Genomic DNA, 17,671 nt, shown 5'->3' on the forward strand with positions numbered 1-17,671 from the left:
CTCGCCCGCACAGTGGGGTCGCGCTACCAGGCGGCAGAAAGGCACGGGCCGTGGCATCCACGGTCTCCATCGGAAACGGATACGGGCAACTGCTGCGCACACGCGGCGCATGGACGTACCTGCTCCCCGGCTTCGCGGCACGCCAGCCGTTCGCGATGCTCACCATCTCCATCGTGCTGCTCGTGCAGCACACCACCGGCTCCTACGGCGCGGCGGGCGCCGTGGCGGCCGTGACCGGCGTCTCCATGGCGCTGTTCGCGCCCTGGAGCGGACGCCTCGCCGACCGCCACGGACAGCGCGCGGTACTGATCCCCGGCGTGCTCGGGCACACGGCGTCCGGCCTCACCCTCACCGCGCTCGCACTCGCCCACGCGCCCCTGTGGGCGCTGTTCGCGGCGGCCGTGCCCACCGGCGCGTCGGTGCCGCACATCGGCCCCATGGTCCGCGCCCGCTGGGGTGTGACCCTCAAGGGTTCGCCCCTGCTGACCACCGCCGCGGCCTTCGAGTCGGTCACGGACGAACTCACCTTCGTCGTCGGCCCGCTCCTCGCGACCGCCCTGTGCACCACCGTGAACCCGGCCGCCGGCCTGGTCACGGAGGCCTCCCTGACCCTGCTCGGCGGTCTGCTGTTCGCCGCCCGCAAGAGCACCCAGCCCCCGGTCGCCGCCGCCGGACACGCGCGCGTGGAGCACGCCTCGGCACTGCGCGTCCCCGGTGTGCGGGTGCTGATCGTGGCCTTCCTGGGCATCGGGTCGGTCTTCGGCGGCATGCAGGTCTCGCTGGCCGCGTTCACCGAGTCCCTCGGCGAGCCCGGCCTGAACGGCGTGCTGTACGGCACCTTCGCCGCGGGCAACATGCTCTCCGGCCTGGTCTGCGGCGCACTCGCCTGGCGTACGGCCCCGCAGCAGCGTCTGGTCGTAGGCTACGGCGCACTCGCGCTGACGGCGTCCGGCCTGTGGGCCGCGCACTCCGTGCTCGTACTGGCGGGCCTCGGCCTCCTGGTCGGCATGTGCATCGCGCCCGCGCTGATCACCGGCTACACACTGGTCGAGAGCCTGGTGCCGGCCGGGGCGCGCACCGAGGCGTTCACCTGGCTCACCGGCGCGGTGGCGCTCGGCCAGGCGGCAGCGGTCACAGCCGCCGGTCAGCTGGAGGACCACCTCTGGGGCGGGTCCGGGTTCCTGGTGCCGATGGGCGGCACACTGCTGGCCCTGGCGACCCTGCTGGCGCTGCGTTCACGGCTGGCCGTACGGCCCCGGAGCCGTACGGTCGCGCGTGGCGTCGGTCACCGCGTGCCGGTGGCAGTGGACTGATCCGAAGGAATACGTCACTATGGACCGTCGTTAGCACTCATCGAGTGAGAGTGCCAGGAGGAAGACAGTGCCGACGTACCAGTACCAGTGCACCGAGTGCGGCGAGGGCCTCGAGGCGGTGCAGAAGTTCACCGACGACGCCCTAACCGAGTGCCCCAGCTGCGGTGGCCGCCTCAAGAAGGTGTTCTCCGCGGTCGGCATCGTCTTCAAGGGCTCGGGTTTCTACCGCAACGACAGCCGCGGCTCCTCGTCGAGCAGCGCGCCGGCGTCGTCGTCGAAGTCGTCCGGCTCGGACTCCTCGTCGTCCTCGTCCTCGACGTCGTCTTCTTCATCCTCTTCGAGTTCGTCCTCTTCCTCCTCCTCGGACTCGAAGTCGCCGAGCGCCGGTTCCTCTGCGGGCAGCTCCGCCGCGTAAGGCTTCCTCCCGGGACCCTGCCGTCATCCCCGACGGCAGGGTCCTCGGCGTTGCGGTTAGTGTGCGGGGCATGGCGAACGCAGAGATCAACGCGGAGATCGGCGTCATCGGCGGCTCGGGCTTCTACTCGTTCCTCGACGACGTGACCGAGATCCAGGTGGACACCCCGTACGGAGCGCCCAGCGACTCCCTCTTCCTCGGCGAGATCGCCGGCCGACGGGTCGCCTTCCTGCCCCGGCACGGACGTGGGCACCATCTGCCGCCGCACCGGATCAACTACCGGGCCAACCTGTGGGCGTTGCGGTCGGTGGGCGTGCGCCAGGTCCTCGGCCCGTGCGCCGTGGGCGGTCTGCGCGCCGAGTACGGGCCCGGCACGCTGCTCGTGCCCGACCAGCTGGTGGACCGTACGAAGTCGCGGGTGGCGACGTACTTCGACGGGCTGCCGCTGCCCGACGGCACCGTGCCCAACGTGGTCCATGTGTCCCTGGCGGATCCCTACTGCCCCACGGGGCGGGCGGCCGCGCTGAAGGCGGCGCGCGGGCGGGACTGGGAGCCGGTGGACGGCGGGACGCTGGTGGTGGTCGAGGGGCCGCGGTTCTCCACCCGTGCGGAGTCGTTGTGGCACCAGGCGCAGGGCTGGTCGGTGGTGGGTATGACCGGCCATCCGGAGGCTGCGCTCGCCCGTGAACTCGAGCTCTGCTACACGTCGTTGACCCTGGTCACCGACCTGGACGCGGGCGCCGAGACCGGTGAGGGTGTCTCCCACGAGGAGGTGCTGACGGTTTTCGCGGCGAATGTCGACCGGATGCGGGGCGTTCTGTTCGACGCGGTGGCGGGGCTGCCGTCGACGCAGGAGCGGGACTGCCTGTGCACGAAGGCGCTGGGTGGACTGAATCCGGGGTTCCAACTTCCGTAGCCCACCGATCGGGTGAGGGAGTTTTCCACAAGCTGTGAGTTGTCCACCGGCTCCGGCGGACGGCGGCGAGAAGGCTCATCGTGGATCGATCGCGGCTTCGCAGGCCGGTCCCTCGTCGCAGGTGGTGATCCCGTTGTCCCTACGTCCTCCCCCTTCTCTCCCGCTCCCGGTGCCTCCGCCGTGCGAGGTGCCGCAGTTCGCGCCCGTGCGGGTCCACAGCGGGTGGTACGCACTGCATCGGCTCGTACGGAACCGGCGGCGGGCCCTGGCTCTGGGCCTCGCCGTCACCGCCGCCGCGCTCGTGGCGGCGGGACCGGGGCACGACGGTCCGGCGCACGGACATCCCGGCGGAAGCCCACACGCCCGCGCGCAGCACTCGTCGAGCGACCCCGTCCGCCGACGTCCCACCGCCGGGGCGATGGTCTCGGCCCCCGTGCGGATCGCCGACGCGGAGACGGTACGGCTCCTGCGGCCGGGCGACCGGGTCGACGTCATCGCCGCCGACATCGCCGCCGAGCCCCCGCCGGGCGGGGAAGCACAGGTGGTCGCCCGCGGGGCGCGGGTGACGAAGGTGCCGGAGCCACTGGAGCCGGCGGTCGGCGGGGGTGACGGCGGCGCGCTGGTCGTGCTGTCGGTGCCGCGTGCCACCGCGGCGCGCCTGGCTGGTGCGAGCACGACGGCTCGACTGGCGGTGACGCTGTGGTGAAGAAGTTGTCAAGTCCCTCGTTGGAGCTACCGAATGGGACACACCGGGCTCGTGTTGACGTAGGTTGCGGAGCTGTTCGTTCCACACCCTGTGCGCAAGAGGAGAGTCCCCGAGGTGAGCGAGAAGAAGGATCCGGGCGTCTGGCAGGGCTTCAAGGCCTTCCTGATGCGCGGCAACGTCGTGGATCTGGCGGTCGCGGTGGTCATCGGCGCCGCGTTCACGAACATCGTGAACTCGGTGGTGAAGGGCATCATCAACCCGCTGGTCGGCACGATCGGCACCAAGAACCTCGACAGCTACAGCTCCTGTATCAAGGGCCCTTGCACTGGTACCGGCGACAGCGCGACGGGCGTCCGGATCCTGTGGGGTTCGGTCCTCGGCGCGACGCTCACCTTCGTGATCACCGCGGCGGTGGTCTACTTCCTGATGGTCCTGCCCATGGCGAAGTACCTGGCCCGGTTGGAGGCCCGCCGGAAGGCGAAGGAGGGCGCGCAGGAGGTCATGGAGGTGAGCGAGCTGGAGGTGCTCAAGGAGATCCGCGACGCGCTGGTCGCGCAGCGGGGCTCGGGCCACAGCGAGCGGTAGCCACCCTGGGCGGGGCCCTTCGGGGCCTTCACAGGTGGTGCGGCGGGCTTCAGAGGTGGTGGGGCGGCTTCTCGTCCAGGAAGCGCCTGAGGTCGGCCGCGGAGTCGCCGGACGCGCCCGGACGCTCGCCCCACCCGCGGTCCGTGTCGTCCGAGGACTGCTGGTCGAGCGGATCGTCGAAGATCAGCGCGGCCTTGGGCGCACTCGGCTCGGGGGCGGCGGGGGTACTCATGTTTCTAGGGTACGGCCGTGTCCCCGCGGCTGCGGGGTACGGCCGTGTCGCCGCCACGCGCCGGGGCCTCGCCGCCGCTCCCGTTCGGCCCCCGCTCCACCGGGCGTTCCATGCAGACCAACCCGTCGCGCCTGTCCCATGCCGTGGTGACGGTGAAGCCGAACCGCTTGTACAGGGCGATGGCGCCGGTGCGCCACCGCCACACCGAGAGCCGAACCGTGTCGACGTCCATCTCCGCGGCGTGGTCGAGCGCGGTGCCGAGCAGGGCGGAGGCGACTCCACGGCCCCGGGACACCGGAGTCGTCCACAGTCTCTTGACCTCTGTCCGGACGTCGAGGGGCGAGGTCAGCACCAGACAGCCCACGGCCGTGTCCCCGTCCAGCGCCATCAGCACCACGTCGTCGGCGAACACGGCCCACGGATCCTCGATCTCCGCACGGTAGCGACGCGGCAGATCTGCGACGCCAGGGACCGGTTGTCCCTTCTCCTCCTCCGTCTGGAGGTGGTACGCGGCCAGCAGCCCCGACAGCCCGGTCTCGGCGACACCGTCCCGCCCCGGCCACCGGGCGATCACGATGTCCCGCCGATCGGTCATGCCGAAAGGATCGCACGGCAGGATTTTCCGGCCGCCATCTGTTGTGCTGAGGTCCATGACGTCCAGCCACGACTCCATCGAACCGCTGCGCAGGCTGACCGCGCGGGGACGCGGGGAGGCCCATCGGGTCGCCTCGCCGCTCGAGCTCTTCTTCGACCTGTGCTTCGTCGTCGCCATCGCCCAGGCGGGCGTCCAACTGGTGCACGCGGTGGCGGAGTCGCACGCCGGGGAGGGGGTCCTCAACTACACGATGGTGTTCTTCGCCATCTGGTGGGCCTGGATGAACTTCACCTGGTTCGCCTCGGCGTACGACAACGACGACGTGCTGTACCGGATCGTCACCCTGGTGCAGGTGGCCGGGGTCCTGGTCCTGGCGGCGGGCGTCTCGCGGGCGTTCGAGGACCACGACTACGTGGCCGTCTGGTTGGGCTACGTGATCATGAGGTGCGCGCTGAGCTCGCAGTGGCTGCGAGTCGCGTCGTCGGCCGAGGGCGCGGAGCGGACGATGGCGCTGCGGTACGTCGGCGGGGTGCTGCTGTGCCAGGTCGGCTGGCTGGGGCTGCTGCTCCTGCCGGAGAGCGGCAGGCCGTGGCTGTTCCTGGCGGTGGCGCTGCTGGAGATGAGCGTGCCGCTCTTCGCCGAGAGGGACCATCCCACGTCGTGGCATCCGCACCACATCGCGGAGCGCTACGGCCTGTTCACGATCATCGTCCTGGGCGAGACGATCGCTGCGGCGACGATCGCCGTGAAGTCCGGCATCGACGAGTTCGACGCGCTGGACGAGCTGTTGCCGATCGCCGTGGGCGGGCTGCTGATCGTGTTCGCCGCCTGGTGGATCTACTTCGTGGTGCCGATCCACAGCCGTCTGCGCTCCAGCCGGCAGGCCTTCCTGTGGGGCTACGGCCACTACGTCGTCTTCGCCTCGGCCGCGGCGATCGGTGCGGGCCTGGAGGTGGCGGTGGAGCAGGCGGTCGGCGAAGCGCACCTGTCGACGCTCGCGGCGTCGGCCGCGGTGACGCTGCCGACCGCGCTGTATCTGCTGGCGGTCTGGGCGCTGCACGCGCGCCACTTCAAGGTGGGCCTGGCCCAGCAGTTGGTGCTGCCGGTCACCGCGCTGCTGGTGATCTGCTGCACCTTCATGGGCGACTGGTCGGTGTTCACGGCCGGCCTGGTGACGGCGCTGTCGGTGGTGACGGGGGTGACGCTGACGGCGCGCACGGCAGCGCGGGCACCAGGCGCGGCCGTCTGACGTCACGGCGGGGCGGCGAGAGCCGGGCGAGACTGGCTCCCATGACTTCCATGACTCCCAAGAATCCTCCGGATCCCGGGACTCCCGAAGCTCCCGGGACTCCCGAGGCTCCCCGGACAGTTGACGCTCTGACGGATGTCGCCGGTGTGCGGGTGGGGCATGCCACGCGGATCGGCGGTGGCTGGCTCACCGGTACCACGGTTGTGCTCGCCCCGGAGGGCGGCGCCGTCGCGGCCGTGGATGTGCGTGGTGGTGGGCCCGGCACCAAGGAGACCGACGCGTTGGACCCGCGCAACCTGGTGCAGCGGGTCGAGGCGATCGTGCTGACCGGGGGCAGCGCCTACGGGCTGGACGCGGCGTCCGGGGTGATGGCCTGGCTGGAGGAGCGGGGGCGCGGGGTACCTGTGGGCCCCGACCCGGCGCACGTCGTGCCGGTGGTGCCCGCCGCCTGCGTCTTCGACCTGGGCCGGGGCGGCGAGTTCGGGGCCCGACCGGACGCGGCCACCGGCCGGGCGGCGGTCGAGGCGGCTGCGGCGAGTGAGCCCGGTTCGCCGGTGCCGCAGGGGTGTGTGGGCGCCGGGACGGGCGCGGTCGTGGGGGCGATGAAGGGCGGTGTCGGCAGCGCGAGCGTCCTGCTCGACTCGGGGATCACGGTGGCCGCGCTGGTGGTGGCCAACGCGGTGGGGTCGGTGGTGGATCCACAGACGGGGGTGCTCTACGGGGAGCTGTTCCAGGGGCGCGTGGAGTATCCGGAGGAGCGGGTGCACGAGGCCGCGCGCCTACGGCTCGCCGAGAGCGCGGCGAAGAGCGCGCCTCCCCCGCTGAACACGACGCTCGTGGTGGTCGCCACCGACGCGGAGTTGTCGAAGGCGCAGGCGCAGAAGCTGGCCGGCACGGCACACGACGGCATCGCGCGCGCCGTTCGCCCGGTGCACCTCCTCCATGACGGCGACACGGTGTTCACCCTGGCCACCGGTGCCCGCCCGCTCACCCCCGACCATCCGCTCGCCCTCAACGACCTCCTGGCGGCGGGCGCGGACGTGGTGACCCGCGCGATCACCCGGGCGGTGCGCGCGGCCACGCCGGTGGACGGGGAGGGGGGTACGTGGCCGTCGTACACGGAGTTGTACGGGAGTTGATGTGACGAGCTGGGCTCCGGGTCGATTGTCTTGGTTCTGTCACGCGATGGTGTTCATTGGGCCAGGCAGGGAACCTCGGCGGGCGCCCGCTCCCTCCTTCTCCACGTACTCCATGTACTGGAGCAGACCTCGCACATCACTCGAAGCTGGAGCAGCCCGTGACAACGCCGGACACGACAGTGCGTCGCACCCTGGGAGCCTGTGCCGTCCTGGTGGTCGGCGCCCTGACCCTGACCGCCTGCGGTGGCAGCGCCAACGCCAAGGTCGACGACGGCAAGAGCGGCAAGCAGGCCGCCGCCAAGACGTCCACCGCGAAGATCGTCATCTCGGCGAAGGACGGCTCGACCAGCGCGTCGATCAACACGACCGGCGTGAAGGTGAGCGACGGCCGGCTCACCGAGGTGAAGATGACGGTGGCGGGCAGCGGCCAGGCCGTGACAGGCACGCTGGCGGCCGACGGCAGCAGTTGGAAGCCGAAGGAGCAGCTGGAGCGCGGGACGAAGTACCAGATATCGGCTACCGCGAAGGATTCGAGCGGCAAGACCGCAGCCGCCAACTCCATCTTCACCACGGTCACTTCGGCCAACAGCTTCATCGGGACGTACACGCCGGACAACGGCACGACGGTCGGTGTGGGAATGCCGGTGTCGTTCACGTTCGACAAGGTGATCAGCGACCAGAAGGCCGTGCAGTCGCACATCACGGTCACCTCCAGCAGCGGGCAACAGGTGGTGGGGCACTGGTTCGGGGCGCAGCGGCTCGACTTCCGGCCCGAGGAGTACTGGAAGGCCGGCTCCAAGGTCACGATGAAGATCGACCTGGACGGCGTTCAGGGCACGAACGGTGTCTACGGCGTGCAGAAAAAGACGGTCACCTTCACCGTCGGGCGCTCGCAGGTCTCCACGGTCGACGTCAACACCGAGATGATGACCGTGGTGCGGGACGGGAAGGTCCTGCGGAAGGTGCCGATCTCCTCGGGCAGCCCGCAGCACACCACCTACAACGGCCAGATGGTGATCTCCGAGAAGTTCACGCAGACCCGTATGAACAGCCAGACGGTCGGGCTGGGCGGGGAGTACGACATCCCGGACGTGCCGCACGCGATGCGCCTGACATCGTCCGGAACCTTCATCCACGGGAACTACTGGTACAGCAGGAGCAATCCGCCGTTCGGCCGGGAGGGCACCAGTCACGGTTGCGTAGGACTCCCGGACGTCCAGGGCGCGCAGGGCGACACACCCGCCAAGTGGTTCTACGACAGCTCGCTGATCGGCGATGTCGTGATCGTCAAGAACTCCCCCGACAAGACCGTGGCCCCGGACAACGGGCTCAACGGGTGGAACATGTCCTGGGCGGAGTGGACCGCCGGGAGCGCCGGCTGAGCATGGGCAACCGGTCTCCGACCGGCGGTTTCTGACAGGTCCTCGGGCCGCGCGGGAACATTTCGCGCGGCCCGGCCGTTTTCCCGACGTCCGTTTTCTCGGTTCCCGGACATGATGTCCGACCGAGGGGCTACGGTATGCACCCACAAGGTGACATGCAGCAACGCCGGGAGAAACCTTGAGCGTTCCGTACGAGACAGCAGCGTACGAACCAGCCGAGTCGCCCGAGTCTCCGGAGGAGCACCTCGCGCGGCTCCTCGGCCGTGCCCTGAACTCCTTCGAACTGCCCGACGAGGCCCTGCGCCGGCTCGAGTGCGCACTGGCCCACGACAGCTCGTTGCACTCCGCGCACCACAGTGCGGGCCTGCACCGCGAGACGTACCGGCACACCTGGCTGCTGGCCGACGGCTGCGCCCTCACCCTGTGGGAGCTCGTGCACAACACCACCCCGGGCGGCGAGCCGCAGCACGAGGTGTACGTGGACGAGGAGGAGCTGCGCACCGCCACCGCGCGGCTGCCCCTGCCGGCGGACGGCACGGACTTCGAGCTGCCGGTGCTGGTGCCCTTAGCACCGGTCGCCGTCCCCCCGCACGTGTATGTGCCGGACGACTCGGCGGACCATGCCCGCCGGCTGCTGCGTCGCGCCGAGAACACCGACCGGCCCGGCACGGACACCGCCGAACTGCTGACGAAGGCGTTCGCGCACCAGATCACCCAGGCCTTCGGGCGCCCCTGCCGCGCCGGGCGCATCGGTCTGGGCTTCTCGCTCTACGAACACGCGTTCCTGCTGCGGGACGGCCGGGAGATCTCCCTGTGGGAGGTCGAGCACACGGCGACGCCGGACGGGCGCCACATGTGCGAGGTGTACCCGTCGGAGTCGGACGCCCGCGAGGCGATGGAGCGGCGGGCGACGCAGGTCTTCTGAGACGTGTCGCCGGGGCCTTTCTCAGCGCCCGCGGTTCTCAGCGCCCGACGGCCACGGCCTCGGCGCGCGAGGCTTTCAGTGCCCGCGGTCGAGGCGTCGTACGAGGCGGGCGAAGGTGTCCATCTCCGCCGGGGTGAGTTCGACGGTCTCCAGATGCCAGCCGGGCTGGCGCCGGTCCGGGACGGCGGGCGGGGCGTCGGCAGCCGAGCGGTAGCGGCGCAGCAGGCGGGTCATGGCGGCCAGCCAGACGACCGACGCCACAGCGAGAAAGGTCAGGCCCGCCAGCTGGGGAATCGTGAAGAGCTCGGGCATGCGGTCCAGTAGACACCACGGTCCGGGACCGAGGCCCCGGACCGTGACGTATCTCGCAACGAGCGCAACCGGTACAACCGGCACAGCCAGTACAACCAGCGCAACTCGCGCTACCCGTACAACCACCGCGTCTCTACGCGGCCACCGGCTGCTTCTTCTCCGTCGTGGCCGTGGCCGTCCCCTTCGCCGGTTCGGCGGCGGGGGCGCCCGGGGCCGGCTTGCGCAGGCCCTTGAGTACGACGACCAGGGCAGTGGTGACGCCGACGCCCGCGGCGATGGCGATCAGGTAGAGGAAGGGGTTGCCGATCAGCGGGACCACGAAGATGCCGCCGTGCGGGGCGCGCAGGGTCGCGCCGAAGGCCATCGACAGGGCGCCGGTGACCGCGCCGCCGACCATCGAGGAGGGGATCACGCGCAGCGGGTCGGCCGCGGCGAAGGGAATGGCGCCCTCGGAGATGAAGGAGGCGCCCAGGACCCAGGCGGCCTTGCCGTTCTCGCGCTCGGTCGGGGTGAAGAGCTTGCCGCGCACGGTGGTCGCCAGGGCCATCGCCAGCGGCGGGACCATGCCGGCCGCCATCACCGCGGCCATGATCTTCATCGCGGAGTCGCTGGGGCTCGCGACCGCGATGCCCGCCGTGGCGAAGGTGTACGCGACCTTGTTGACCGGGCCGCCGAGGTCGAAGCACATCATCAGGCCGAGCAGGGCGCCGAGCAGGATGGCGTTGGAGCCGGTGAGGCCGTTCAGCCAGTCGGTCATGCCCTTCTGGGCGGAGGCGATGGGTTTGCCGATGACGACGAACATCAGGAATCCGACGACCGCCGAGGAGATCAGCGGGATCACCACCACCGGCATGATGCCGCGCACCGCCGCCGGGATCTTGACCTTCTGGATCGACAGCACCACACCACCGGCGATCAGACCGGCGGCCAGGCCGCCGAGGAAGCCCGCGTTGATGGTGAGGGAGATCGAGCCGCCGACGAAGCCGGGGACGAGTCCGGGTCGGTCGGCCATGCCGTACGCGATGTAGCCGGCCAGCACCGGGACCAGGAAGGCGAAGGCGACGCCGCCGATCTGGAAGAGCAGCGCGGCCCAGCTGTCGCCCTGGGTCCACACGAAGTGGTCCATGACCGACGGCGCCTTGTTGATCTTGTAGCCGCCGATCGCGAAGCCGAGGGCGATGAGGAGACCGCCCGCGGCGACGAACGGGACCATGTAACTGACGCCGGACATCAGCCACTTGCGGAGCTTGGTGCCGTAGCCCTCGGTGGAGTCGCCGGCCCGGTCGACCGGTGTGGGCGCCGATCCGGAGGTGACCTCTCCGCGCTCCGCCCTGCCCCGCACCTCGGAGATCAGCTCGGCGGGGCGGTTGATGCCGGCCTTCACGCCGACGTCGACCGTCGGCTTGCCGGCGAAGCGGTCCTTGTCGCGTACGGGGACGTCGTGGGCGAAGATCACGCCGTCCGCGGCGGCGATGACGGCCGGGTCGAGCCGGGTGAAGCCGGCCGAGCCCTGCGTCTCGACGACGAGTTCTACGCCCGCGTCACGGCCGGCGTTCTCCAGGGACTCGGCGGCCATGTAGGTGTGGGCGATGCCGGTGGGGCAGGAGGTGACGGCGACGATCCGGAAGGGCGCCGGGTCGTCCTCCTGGGGAGCGGGGGCCGTGGCGGTGTCGGCGGAGGCCGCCGCCGACACCGCCACGGAGTCTTCGGAGTGTTCGGGGTCTTCGGAGGAACCCTCGGCGGGGGATCCGTCGCCGCGGATCAGGGCCGCCGCTGCCGCCGGGTCGCCCGCCGCCCGCAGCGCGTCCGTGAACTCGGTGTTCATCAGCTGGCGGGCCAGCGCGGAGAGGATCGTCAGATGGGCGTCGTCGGCGCCGGCCGGGGCGGCGATGAGGAAGATCAGGTCGGCGGGCCCGTCCGGCGCGCCGAAGTCGATGCCGGCGGTGCTGCGTCCGAAGGCGAGGGTCGGCTCGGTGACGTGCTCGCTGCGGCAGTGCGGAATGCCGATGCCGCCGTCGAGGCCGGTCGGCATCTGCGCCTCACGGGCGGCCACGTCGGCGAGGAAGCCCTCCAGGTCGGTCACCCGGCCCAGCGCCACCATGCGTTCGGCGAGGGACCGCGCCGCGGCTTCCTTGGTATCGGCGGACAGGTCGAGATCGACCAGATCCGCGGTGATCATGTCGCTCATCGCGGGCTCCTTCGCACGCGTATCGCCCGGGGTGCGGGGTGGGCGAGGGTGAGGATGTGGACGGAAGTGGGGGAGGTGGGGTGGGCGGAGGCGAGGGCGCCGAGTAACAGCAGGGGGGTCATGACAACACCGGCTCCTTCAGTTCGCGGTCCACCGGCACCTCCGCCGTGACCGTCACCGCCGCCGGGTCGAGGTCTCCCGGGGTCGGCATCACGCTGCCGGGCAGTTGCACGGCCGCCGCGCCGTGGGCGACGGCCGAGGCCAGCGCCGCGGGCCCGCTGCCGCCGGCGATCAGGAAGCCGGCGAGGGAGGAGTCGCCCGCGCCGACATTGCTGCGTACGGCGTCGACGCGTGCGCTCGCGAACCAGACGCCGGCGTCCTCCACCAGGAGCTGCCCGTCGGCGCCTAGGCTCGCGAGGACGGCGCGCGCGCCCATCGCACGCAGTTCCTCGGCGGCCTTCACGGCGTCGCCCACCGTCGCCAGGGGGCGTCCGACGGCTTCCGCGAGTTCCTCGGCGTTCGGCTTGACCACGTCGGGACGCTCGCGCAGGGCTTCGAGCAGGGCGCGACCGGAGGTGTCGAGAGCGATGCGCGCTCCCCCGGCGTGCGCCCGCGCGACCACCTCGGCGTACCAGGACGGCGCGAGCCCCCTGGGCAGGCTGCCGCAGCAGGCGATCCAGTCGGCGTCGCGGGACTGCTCGCGCACGGTCTCCAGGAGCAGCTCCTGTTCGGCCGCGGAGAGCTCCGGCCCGGGCGCGTTGATCTTCGTGAGGACGCCGTCGGACTCGGCGAGCGCGATGTTCGAGCGGGTGGCGCCGGCGACCGGCACCGGCGCGACCTCGATGCCCTGTGCGTCGAGCAGGTCGGCGACGAGCGCGCCCGGGGCGCCGCCCAGGGGCAGGACGGCGACCGTACGGCGGCCGGCGGCGGCGACTGCGCGCGAGACGTTGACGCCCTTGCCGCCCGGGTCCATGCGCTCGCCGGTGGCGCGGATGACCTCGCCCCGGTCGAGCGACGGCACCTCGTAGGTGCGGTCCAGGGAGGGATTGGGGGTGACGGTGAGGATCACGCCCGCGGTGCTCACAGCCGCGTCGCTCACGCCCGCGGTGCTCACAGCCGCGCCGCTCACACCCGCGGTGCTCACACCCGCGTGGCTCATGTCGGTGCCGCTCATGCTCGTACCACTTCCGTGCCGCCGCGCTCGATGGCGGCGGCGTCCTCGGGGCTCAGCCCGCTGTCGGTGATCAGCAGGTCCACGTCGCTCAGGTCGCCGAAGCGGGCGAAATGCTCCTGGCCGTGCTTCGAGGAGTCGGCGAGGAGCACCACCCGGCGCGCGGCGGTGACGGCGGCCCGTTTGACGGCGGCCTCGGCGAGGTCGGGGGTGGTCAGCCCGTGCTCGGCGGAGAAGCCGTTGGCGGCGACGAACAGGACGTCGGCGCGGATCTCGCCGTACGCGCGCAGCGCCCAGGCGTCCACGGCGGCGCGCGTGCGGTGTCGCACGCGCCCCCCGATCAGATGGAGTTGCATGCCCGGGTGGTCCGCGAGGCGGGCGGCGATGGGCAGGCTGTGGGTGACGACGGTGAGCTCGGCCTCCAGCGGGAGGGCGGCGGCGAGGCGGGCGACGGTCGTACCGGCGTCGAGGATCATCGTGCCCTCGGACGGCAGTTCCGTGAGGGCCGCCTTGGCGATGCGGTCCTTCTCGTCGGTGGAGGTTTCCTCGCGTTCGGCGAGGTCCGGTTCGAAGTCGAGGCGTCCGGCCGGTATGGCACCGCCGTGGACCCGGCGGACGAGGCCGGCGCGGTCGAGGGCCTTCAGGTCACGGCGGATGGTCTCCGCCGTGACCTGGAACTCCTCGGCCAGCGAGAGGACGTCCACCCGGCCGGCGTCACGGGCGAGCCGCAGGATCTCCTGCTGCCGCTCCGGTGCGTACATGTCCGTTCGCCTCCGACTCATGCCCGAACTTGTGGTTTCGGTGGGAGGCTACGCCCGTATTTCCGGAAAGTAAACAGGTTCGGACGTCATTCGGGCATGAACGGACTTGCACGCCTTCACGCTCCTTCACGCCCCTTCAACTCCTTCACACTCCTTCAGGAGACGAGTTGCGGCTCGCGCTCCGCCTCCACCGCCATCCCTGCCGGCTGCGACGACGGCCGCTTCGGCAGGGCGAACATCAGCAGGAAGATCGCCGCCATCACCGCGGCCACCCAGCCCAGCGCGTACTGGAAGGCGTGCACGAAGGCGGGGCCCACCTCGGTCGGAGTGAGCCGGTCGGCGATCTGCCCGAAGAAGACGACGGACACCAGGCCGAGCCCGAGCGCGTTCCCCATCTGCTGCACGGTGTTGACCAGCCCGGACGCCGAACCGGCGTGCTCGCGGGGCACCTCCGACAGCACCGCGTCCGTCAGCGGCGCCACGATCAGCCCCATGCCGATACCCATCACGACCAGCGGCAGCGTCATCTGCCAGGAGGTGATGCCGAGTCCGTAGCGGTCCGACTCCCAGAGGTAGAGCAGCACGCCGGCGGCCATGGCCAGCGCGCCCGCCTGGAGCACCCTGCGGCCGAAGCGCGGGACCAGTTTCTGCACGGACAGCCCGGCGGCCGTGGAGACCGCGAGGGAGAAGGGAACTCCGGTCAGCCCGGCCCGCAGCGGGCTCCAGCCCAGGCCGGTCTGCAGGTACAGCGTCCACACCAGGAAGAAGATGCCGAGGCCGAGCCCGAACACGGTCTGGATGAGGATCCCCGCGGCGAAGCTCCGCACCCGGAAGAGGGAGAGCTCGATCAGCGGTGAGCCGTCCCGCGCGCCCTTGCGCCGTTCGTACGCGACGAGCGCCCCGAAGACCGCGACCGCGCTCGTCATCGACATGTACCCCCACAGCGGCCAGCCCAGCTCACGGCCCCGGGTCAGTGGGTAGAGCAGCATCAGCAGGCCCAGCGTGACGAGTGCCACGCCCACGAGGTCCAGTTTGAGGGCCTTCGGTGCCCTGGACTCCGTGATGAAGCGGCTGCCGAGGATCAGGCCGGCGATGCCGACGGGCAGGTTGATGAGGAAGATCGGCCGCCATTCGAGGCCGAACAGGTTCCACTCGGTCAGCAGCGCGCCGAGCAGCGGGCCGGACACCGCGCCCAGCCCCACGACCGCGCCGAACAGACCGAACACCTTGCCGCGTTCGTGCGCCGGGAAGGTGGCGTGCACGATCGCCAGCACCTGGGGCACCATCAGCGCCGCCATGGCGCCCTGGAGGAGGCGGGAGGCGACGAGCATCTCCGGGTTCGCCGCGAAGCCGCACAACGCGGAGGCCAGGGTGAAGCCGGCGATGCCCAGCAGGAACAGCCGCTTGCGGCCGTGGATGTCGCCGAGCCTGCCGCCGGTGATCAGGCCCGCGGCGAAGGCGAGCGCGTAACCGGCCGTTATCCACTGGATCTGACCGACGGAGGCGCCCGCGTCCCGCTCGATGGACGGGATCGCGATGTTGACGATCGTGACGTCGACGAGGTCCATGAAAGCCGCGGTCATCACGATCGCGAGGGCGAACCAGCGGCGGCGGTCCGACACGGATGAGGTAGGTGGGGCGGGTGGGGTGTGCACATCGGTGGAGTCAGTGGAGTTCATGGCTCGAAGTTATGTCTCCATTAGGTCAGGTCATGTCCTAGTGGTGCGGCATGCTCGAACGCATGACGACGGACACCCCGGCACGGCTGCTCCAGCTCCTCTCCCTTCTGCAGACGCCCCGCGAATGGCCCGGCGGCGAGCTCGCCGACCGGCTCGGGGTGTCGCGCCGTACCGTGCGGCGGGACATCGACCGGCTGCGTGAGCTGGGCTATCCCGTGCAGGCGAGCAAGGGTTCGGACGGCGGCTACCGGCTCGTCGCGGGCAAGGCGATGCCGCCGCTCGTGCTGGACGACGAGGAGGCGGTGGCGATCGCGGTCGGTCTGCGGGCGGGCGCCGGGCACGCGGTGGAGGGGGTGGACGAGGCGTCGGTGCGGGCGCTGGCCAAGCTGGAGCAGGTGCTGCCGACCCGGCTGCGCCACCGAGTCGCCACGCTCCAGGCCGCGACCACGCCGCTGACCAGCGGGGACGGCGCGAGCATCGCCCCCGAGACGCTGACCGTCATGGCGTCCGCGGTGGCCGGGCAGGAGCGGCTGCGGTTCGCCTACCGCGCGAAGGACGGCACGGAGTCGCGCCGGCTGACCGAGCCGTACCGGCTGGTCTCGACGGGACGGCGCTGGTACCTCGTCGCCTACGACCTCGACCGAGCGGACTGGCGGACGTTCCGGGTCGACCGGGTACGGGAGCCCTTCGCGACCGGTGCGCGGTTCGCGCTGCGGGAACTGCCGACGGGGAGCGCCGCGGAGTACCTCCGGCGGTCGCTCTGGCGAAGCCCGGACACGCCCGAGTACGAGTACGACGTCACGTTCGCCGCACCCGCGCAGTCCGTGTCGGCCCGCCTCTCGCCCTGGCTGGGCCGCCCGGAGGAGGAGGCCGACGACAGTTGCCGCCTGCGCGGCACGACCACCGACCCGGTGGAGTGGGTGGCGGTACGCCTGGCGATGGCGGGTTACGAGTTCTCCGTCCACGCGCCGGAGGAACTGGTGGACTCCGTAAGGGAGTTGGGCGGGCGGATGGGGAGAGCGGCGGGCGGCTGAGGCAACCGACAGGGAGGGCGCCCGCCGACCGCTTCGGAGCCCCTGGTGTCAGCCCCCGCCGTCGGGGGCGGCCCCGCAGCATCACGGCCCGCCAACTGGCCGCCTCCGGCAGTCCCACGGCACCGCGGCTCACCGACCGGCCGTCCCCCGCAGCCCCGCCGCATCAAGCGACCGCTCTCCGCCCAGAACCACGCCACTCCACGCCACGCCACGCCACTCCAAGCCGAGTCACCCCTCCTCCAGCCAGGTGAAGGTCCGTAGTGCGCGGAGGTTGTGCAGGGCCAGTTCTGCGGGGCCCTCCGGGCCGGTGGCGGGGGCGTGGGTGGTGGCCCAGCTTTCCACGGCCACGCGGACCGCCGCGCCGGCGACGGCCGCGGTGAAGCGTTCGTGGGGGGTCGGGGCGGAGGTCGCTCCGGGGGAAAGGCGTGCTCTCAGGATCTCCGCCAGCGTGCCCTCGGACTCGTGGCACACCTCTGCCCAGACCTTCCCCAGGGCCGGGCTCGTCGCCGCCAGTCGGATCAGGGTGCGGACCCATTCCCAGGACGCCGCCGACACTCCGCGGCCGGGGACGAGGGTGTGCCGTACGGCATGGGCCAGGGCCTCGGGTACGGGGAGTTCGGGTGGGGCGGCGCGGACCGCCTCGGCCCAGCGCTGGGCGCCCGCCGCGTAGAGCGGGGCGACCGCCTCCTCCTTGGTGGCGAAGTAGCGGTAGAAGGTGCGGGGAGCGATGCCCGCGGCCTGGGCGATGTCCTCGGCGCGGGTGGCCTTCAGGCCGCGCGCCACGAAGAGGCCGGCCGCCGCCCTGGCGATCTCCATCCGGGTCGCCGCCTTGCGTCGCTCGGTCAGGGAGGCCGGGGCGGGGGTGGAGCTGGTCACGGCTGCAGGCTATGCCCATGTGGCACAATCTGCCATCCGGGCGGGCCACCCCGTGGTTCAGGTACGGGGTGCCCCGCCCACCCGGCAGACGGCAGACGCCACCCGACACGCAGCAGACGGCGGACGCCACCCGACAGGCAGCAGACCGCACGCGCCGCAGACGGCAGAAAAGCGAGCCGGGCTCCAGCGCCTG

General features: G+C 71.5%; 19 protein-coding genes. 10 read left to right on the plus strand and 9 right to left on the minus strand.

Features of this window, described 5'->3' with window-relative positions; translation table 11 throughout:
• Nucleotides 1-50 precede the first annotated feature (50 nt).
• The 5 genes from ACFPIH_RS04015 to mscL all read left to right on the plus strand — a co-directional run bounded on the left by ACFPIH_RS04015 (nucleotide 51) and on the right by mscL (nucleotide 3,935).
• A complete protein-coding gene (locus tag ACFPIH_RS04015) occupies nucleotides 51-1,313 on the plus strand; it encodes an MFS transporter (RefSeq protein ID WP_381168216.1) in 1,263 nt (420 codons plus the stop codon).
• Nucleotides 1,314-1,380: 67 nt separating this feature from the next.
• Nucleotides 1,381-1,728: an FmdB family zinc ribbon protein gene (locus tag ACFPIH_RS04020; RefSeq protein WP_381168218.1), complete on the plus strand. Its 348-nt coding sequence runs from the start codon at nucleotides 1,381-1,383 to the stop codon at nucleotides 1,726-1,728.
• A gap of 70 nt (nucleotides 1,729-1,798) precedes the next feature.
• A complete protein-coding gene (locus ACFPIH_RS04025) occupies nucleotides 1,799-2,644 on the plus strand; it encodes an S-methyl-5'-thioadenosine phosphorylase (protein WP_381168219.1) in 846 nt (281 codons plus the stop codon).
• Nucleotides 2,645-2,831: 187 nt separating this feature from the next.
• The gene (locus tag ACFPIH_RS04030) at nucleotides 2,832-3,350 is read left to right on the plus strand and encodes an RcpC/CpaB family pilus assembly protein (RefSeq protein WP_381168221.1); all 519 of its coding nucleotides are present in this window, start codon (nucleotides 2,832-2,834) and stop codon (nucleotides 3,348-3,350) included.
• Nucleotides 3,351-3,464: 114 nt separating this feature from the next.
• The gene (gene mscL, locus ACFPIH_RS04035) at nucleotides 3,465-3,935 is read left to right on the plus strand and encodes a large conductance mechanosensitive channel protein MscL (protein ID WP_381168223.1); all 471 of its coding nucleotides are present in this window, start codon (nucleotides 3,465-3,467) and stop codon (nucleotides 3,933-3,935) included.
• Nucleotides 3,936-3,984: 49 nt separating this feature from the next.
• Here mscL and ACFPIH_RS04040 read toward each other — a convergent pair whose 3' ends face one another.
• Entirely contained in the window at nucleotides 3,985-4,167 is a 183-nt protein-coding gene (locus tag ACFPIH_RS04040; protein ID WP_381168225.1) for a hypothetical protein, read from the minus strand.
• Between the two features lie 4 nt (nucleotides 4,168-4,171).
• Entirely contained in the window at nucleotides 4,172-4,762 is a 591-nt protein-coding gene (locus ACFPIH_RS04045) for a GNAT family N-acetyltransferase (protein ID WP_381168227.1), read from the minus strand.
• A 55-nt stretch (nucleotides 4,763-4,817) separates the two neighbouring features.
• Here ACFPIH_RS04045 and ACFPIH_RS04050 point away from each other — a divergent pair, with 55 nt between their 5' ends.
• The 4 genes from ACFPIH_RS04050 to ACFPIH_RS04065 all read left to right on the plus strand — a co-directional run bounded on the left by ACFPIH_RS04050 (nucleotide 4,818) and on the right by ACFPIH_RS04065 (nucleotide 9,457).
• On the plus strand, nucleotides 4,818-6,011 hold the full coding sequence (locus tag ACFPIH_RS04050) for a low temperature requirement protein A (RefSeq protein WP_381168229.1): 1,194 nt from the start codon (nucleotides 4,818-4,820) through the stop codon (nucleotides 6,009-6,011).
• A gap of 50 nt (nucleotides 6,012-6,061) precedes the next feature.
• Nucleotides 6,062-7,150, plus strand: coding sequence for a P1 family peptidase (locus ACFPIH_RS04055; protein WP_381168495.1), 1,089 nt, complete (start codon nucleotides 6,062-6,064; stop codon nucleotides 7,148-7,150).
• Between the two features lie 158 nt (nucleotides 7,151-7,308).
• Nucleotides 7,309-8,532, plus strand: a complete 1,224-nt coding sequence (locus ACFPIH_RS04060) for a L,D-transpeptidase (RefSeq protein ID WP_381168231.1) — start codon at nucleotides 7,309-7,311, stop codon at nucleotides 8,530-8,532.
• Between the two features lie 178 nt (nucleotides 8,533-8,710).
• Nucleotides 8,711-9,457: a DUF6227 family protein gene (locus ACFPIH_RS04065; protein ID WP_381168233.1), complete on the plus strand. Its 747-nt coding sequence runs from the start codon at nucleotides 8,711-8,713 to the stop codon at nucleotides 9,455-9,457.
• Nucleotides 9,458-9,532: 75 nt separating this feature from the next.
• Here the strand turns inward: ACFPIH_RS04065 and ACFPIH_RS04070 are convergent, their stop codons facing one another.
• The 6 genes from ACFPIH_RS04070 to ACFPIH_RS04095 form a co-directional block, all read right to left on the minus strand.
• On the minus strand, nucleotides 9,533-9,769 hold the full coding sequence (locus tag ACFPIH_RS04070) for a hypothetical protein (protein ID WP_381168235.1): 237 nt from the start codon (nucleotides 9,767-9,769) through the stop codon (nucleotides 9,533-9,535).
• Between the two features lie 133 nt (nucleotides 9,770-9,902).
• On the minus strand, nucleotides 9,903-11,957 hold the full coding sequence (locus tag ACFPIH_RS04075; RefSeq protein ID WP_381168237.1) for a PTS fructose transporter subunit IIABC: 2,055 nt from the start codon (nucleotides 11,955-11,957) through the stop codon (nucleotides 9,903-9,905).
• Nucleotides 11,954-12,079: a hypothetical protein gene (locus tag ACFPIH_RS04080; RefSeq protein WP_381168239.1), complete on the minus strand. Its 126-nt coding sequence runs from the start codon at nucleotides 12,077-12,079 to the stop codon at nucleotides 11,954-11,956. Before ACFPIH_RS04080 ends, ACFPIH_RS04075 begins: the two co-directional genes overlap by 4 nt.
• The gene (gene pfkB, locus ACFPIH_RS04085; protein WP_381168497.1) at nucleotides 12,076-13,026 is read right to left on the minus strand and encodes a 1-phosphofructokinase; all 951 of its coding nucleotides are present in this window, start codon (nucleotides 13,024-13,026) and stop codon (nucleotides 12,076-12,078) included. The genes ACFPIH_RS04080 and pfkB overlap by 4 nt, the downstream gene beginning before the upstream one ends.
• Before the next feature lie 101 nt (nucleotides 13,027-13,127).
• Nucleotides 13,128-13,889: a DeoR/GlpR family DNA-binding transcription regulator gene (locus tag ACFPIH_RS04090; RefSeq protein WP_381168240.1), complete on the minus strand. Its 762-nt coding sequence runs from the start codon at nucleotides 13,887-13,889 to the stop codon at nucleotides 13,128-13,130.
• Nucleotides 13,890-14,044: 155 nt separating this feature from the next.
• On the minus strand, nucleotides 14,045-15,568 hold the full coding sequence (locus ACFPIH_RS04095; protein ID WP_381168242.1) for an MFS transporter: 1,524 nt from the start codon (nucleotides 15,566-15,568) through the stop codon (nucleotides 14,045-14,047).
• 62 nt (nucleotides 15,569-15,630) lie between these two features.
• Here ACFPIH_RS04095 and ACFPIH_RS04100 point away from each other — a divergent pair, with 62 nt between their 5' ends.
• Nucleotides 15,631-16,602, plus strand: a complete 972-nt coding sequence (locus ACFPIH_RS04100) for a helix-turn-helix transcriptional regulator (protein WP_381168244.1) — start codon at nucleotides 15,631-15,633, stop codon at nucleotides 16,600-16,602.
• A gap of 228 nt (nucleotides 16,603-16,830) precedes the next feature.
• Here ACFPIH_RS04100 and ACFPIH_RS04105 read toward each other — a convergent pair whose 3' ends face one another.
• The gene (locus ACFPIH_RS04105) at nucleotides 16,831-17,418 is read right to left on the minus strand and encodes a TetR family transcriptional regulator (RefSeq protein WP_381168499.1); all 588 of its coding nucleotides are present in this window, start codon (nucleotides 17,416-17,418) and stop codon (nucleotides 16,831-16,833) included.
• Nucleotides 17,419-17,671: the final 253 nt, after the last annotated feature.

This window comes from Streptomyces vulcanius, assembly GCF_042653945.1.
Classification (GTDB): domain Bacteria; phylum Actinomycetota; class Actinomycetes; order Streptomycetales; family Streptomycetaceae; genus Streptomyces; species Streptomyces mangrovi.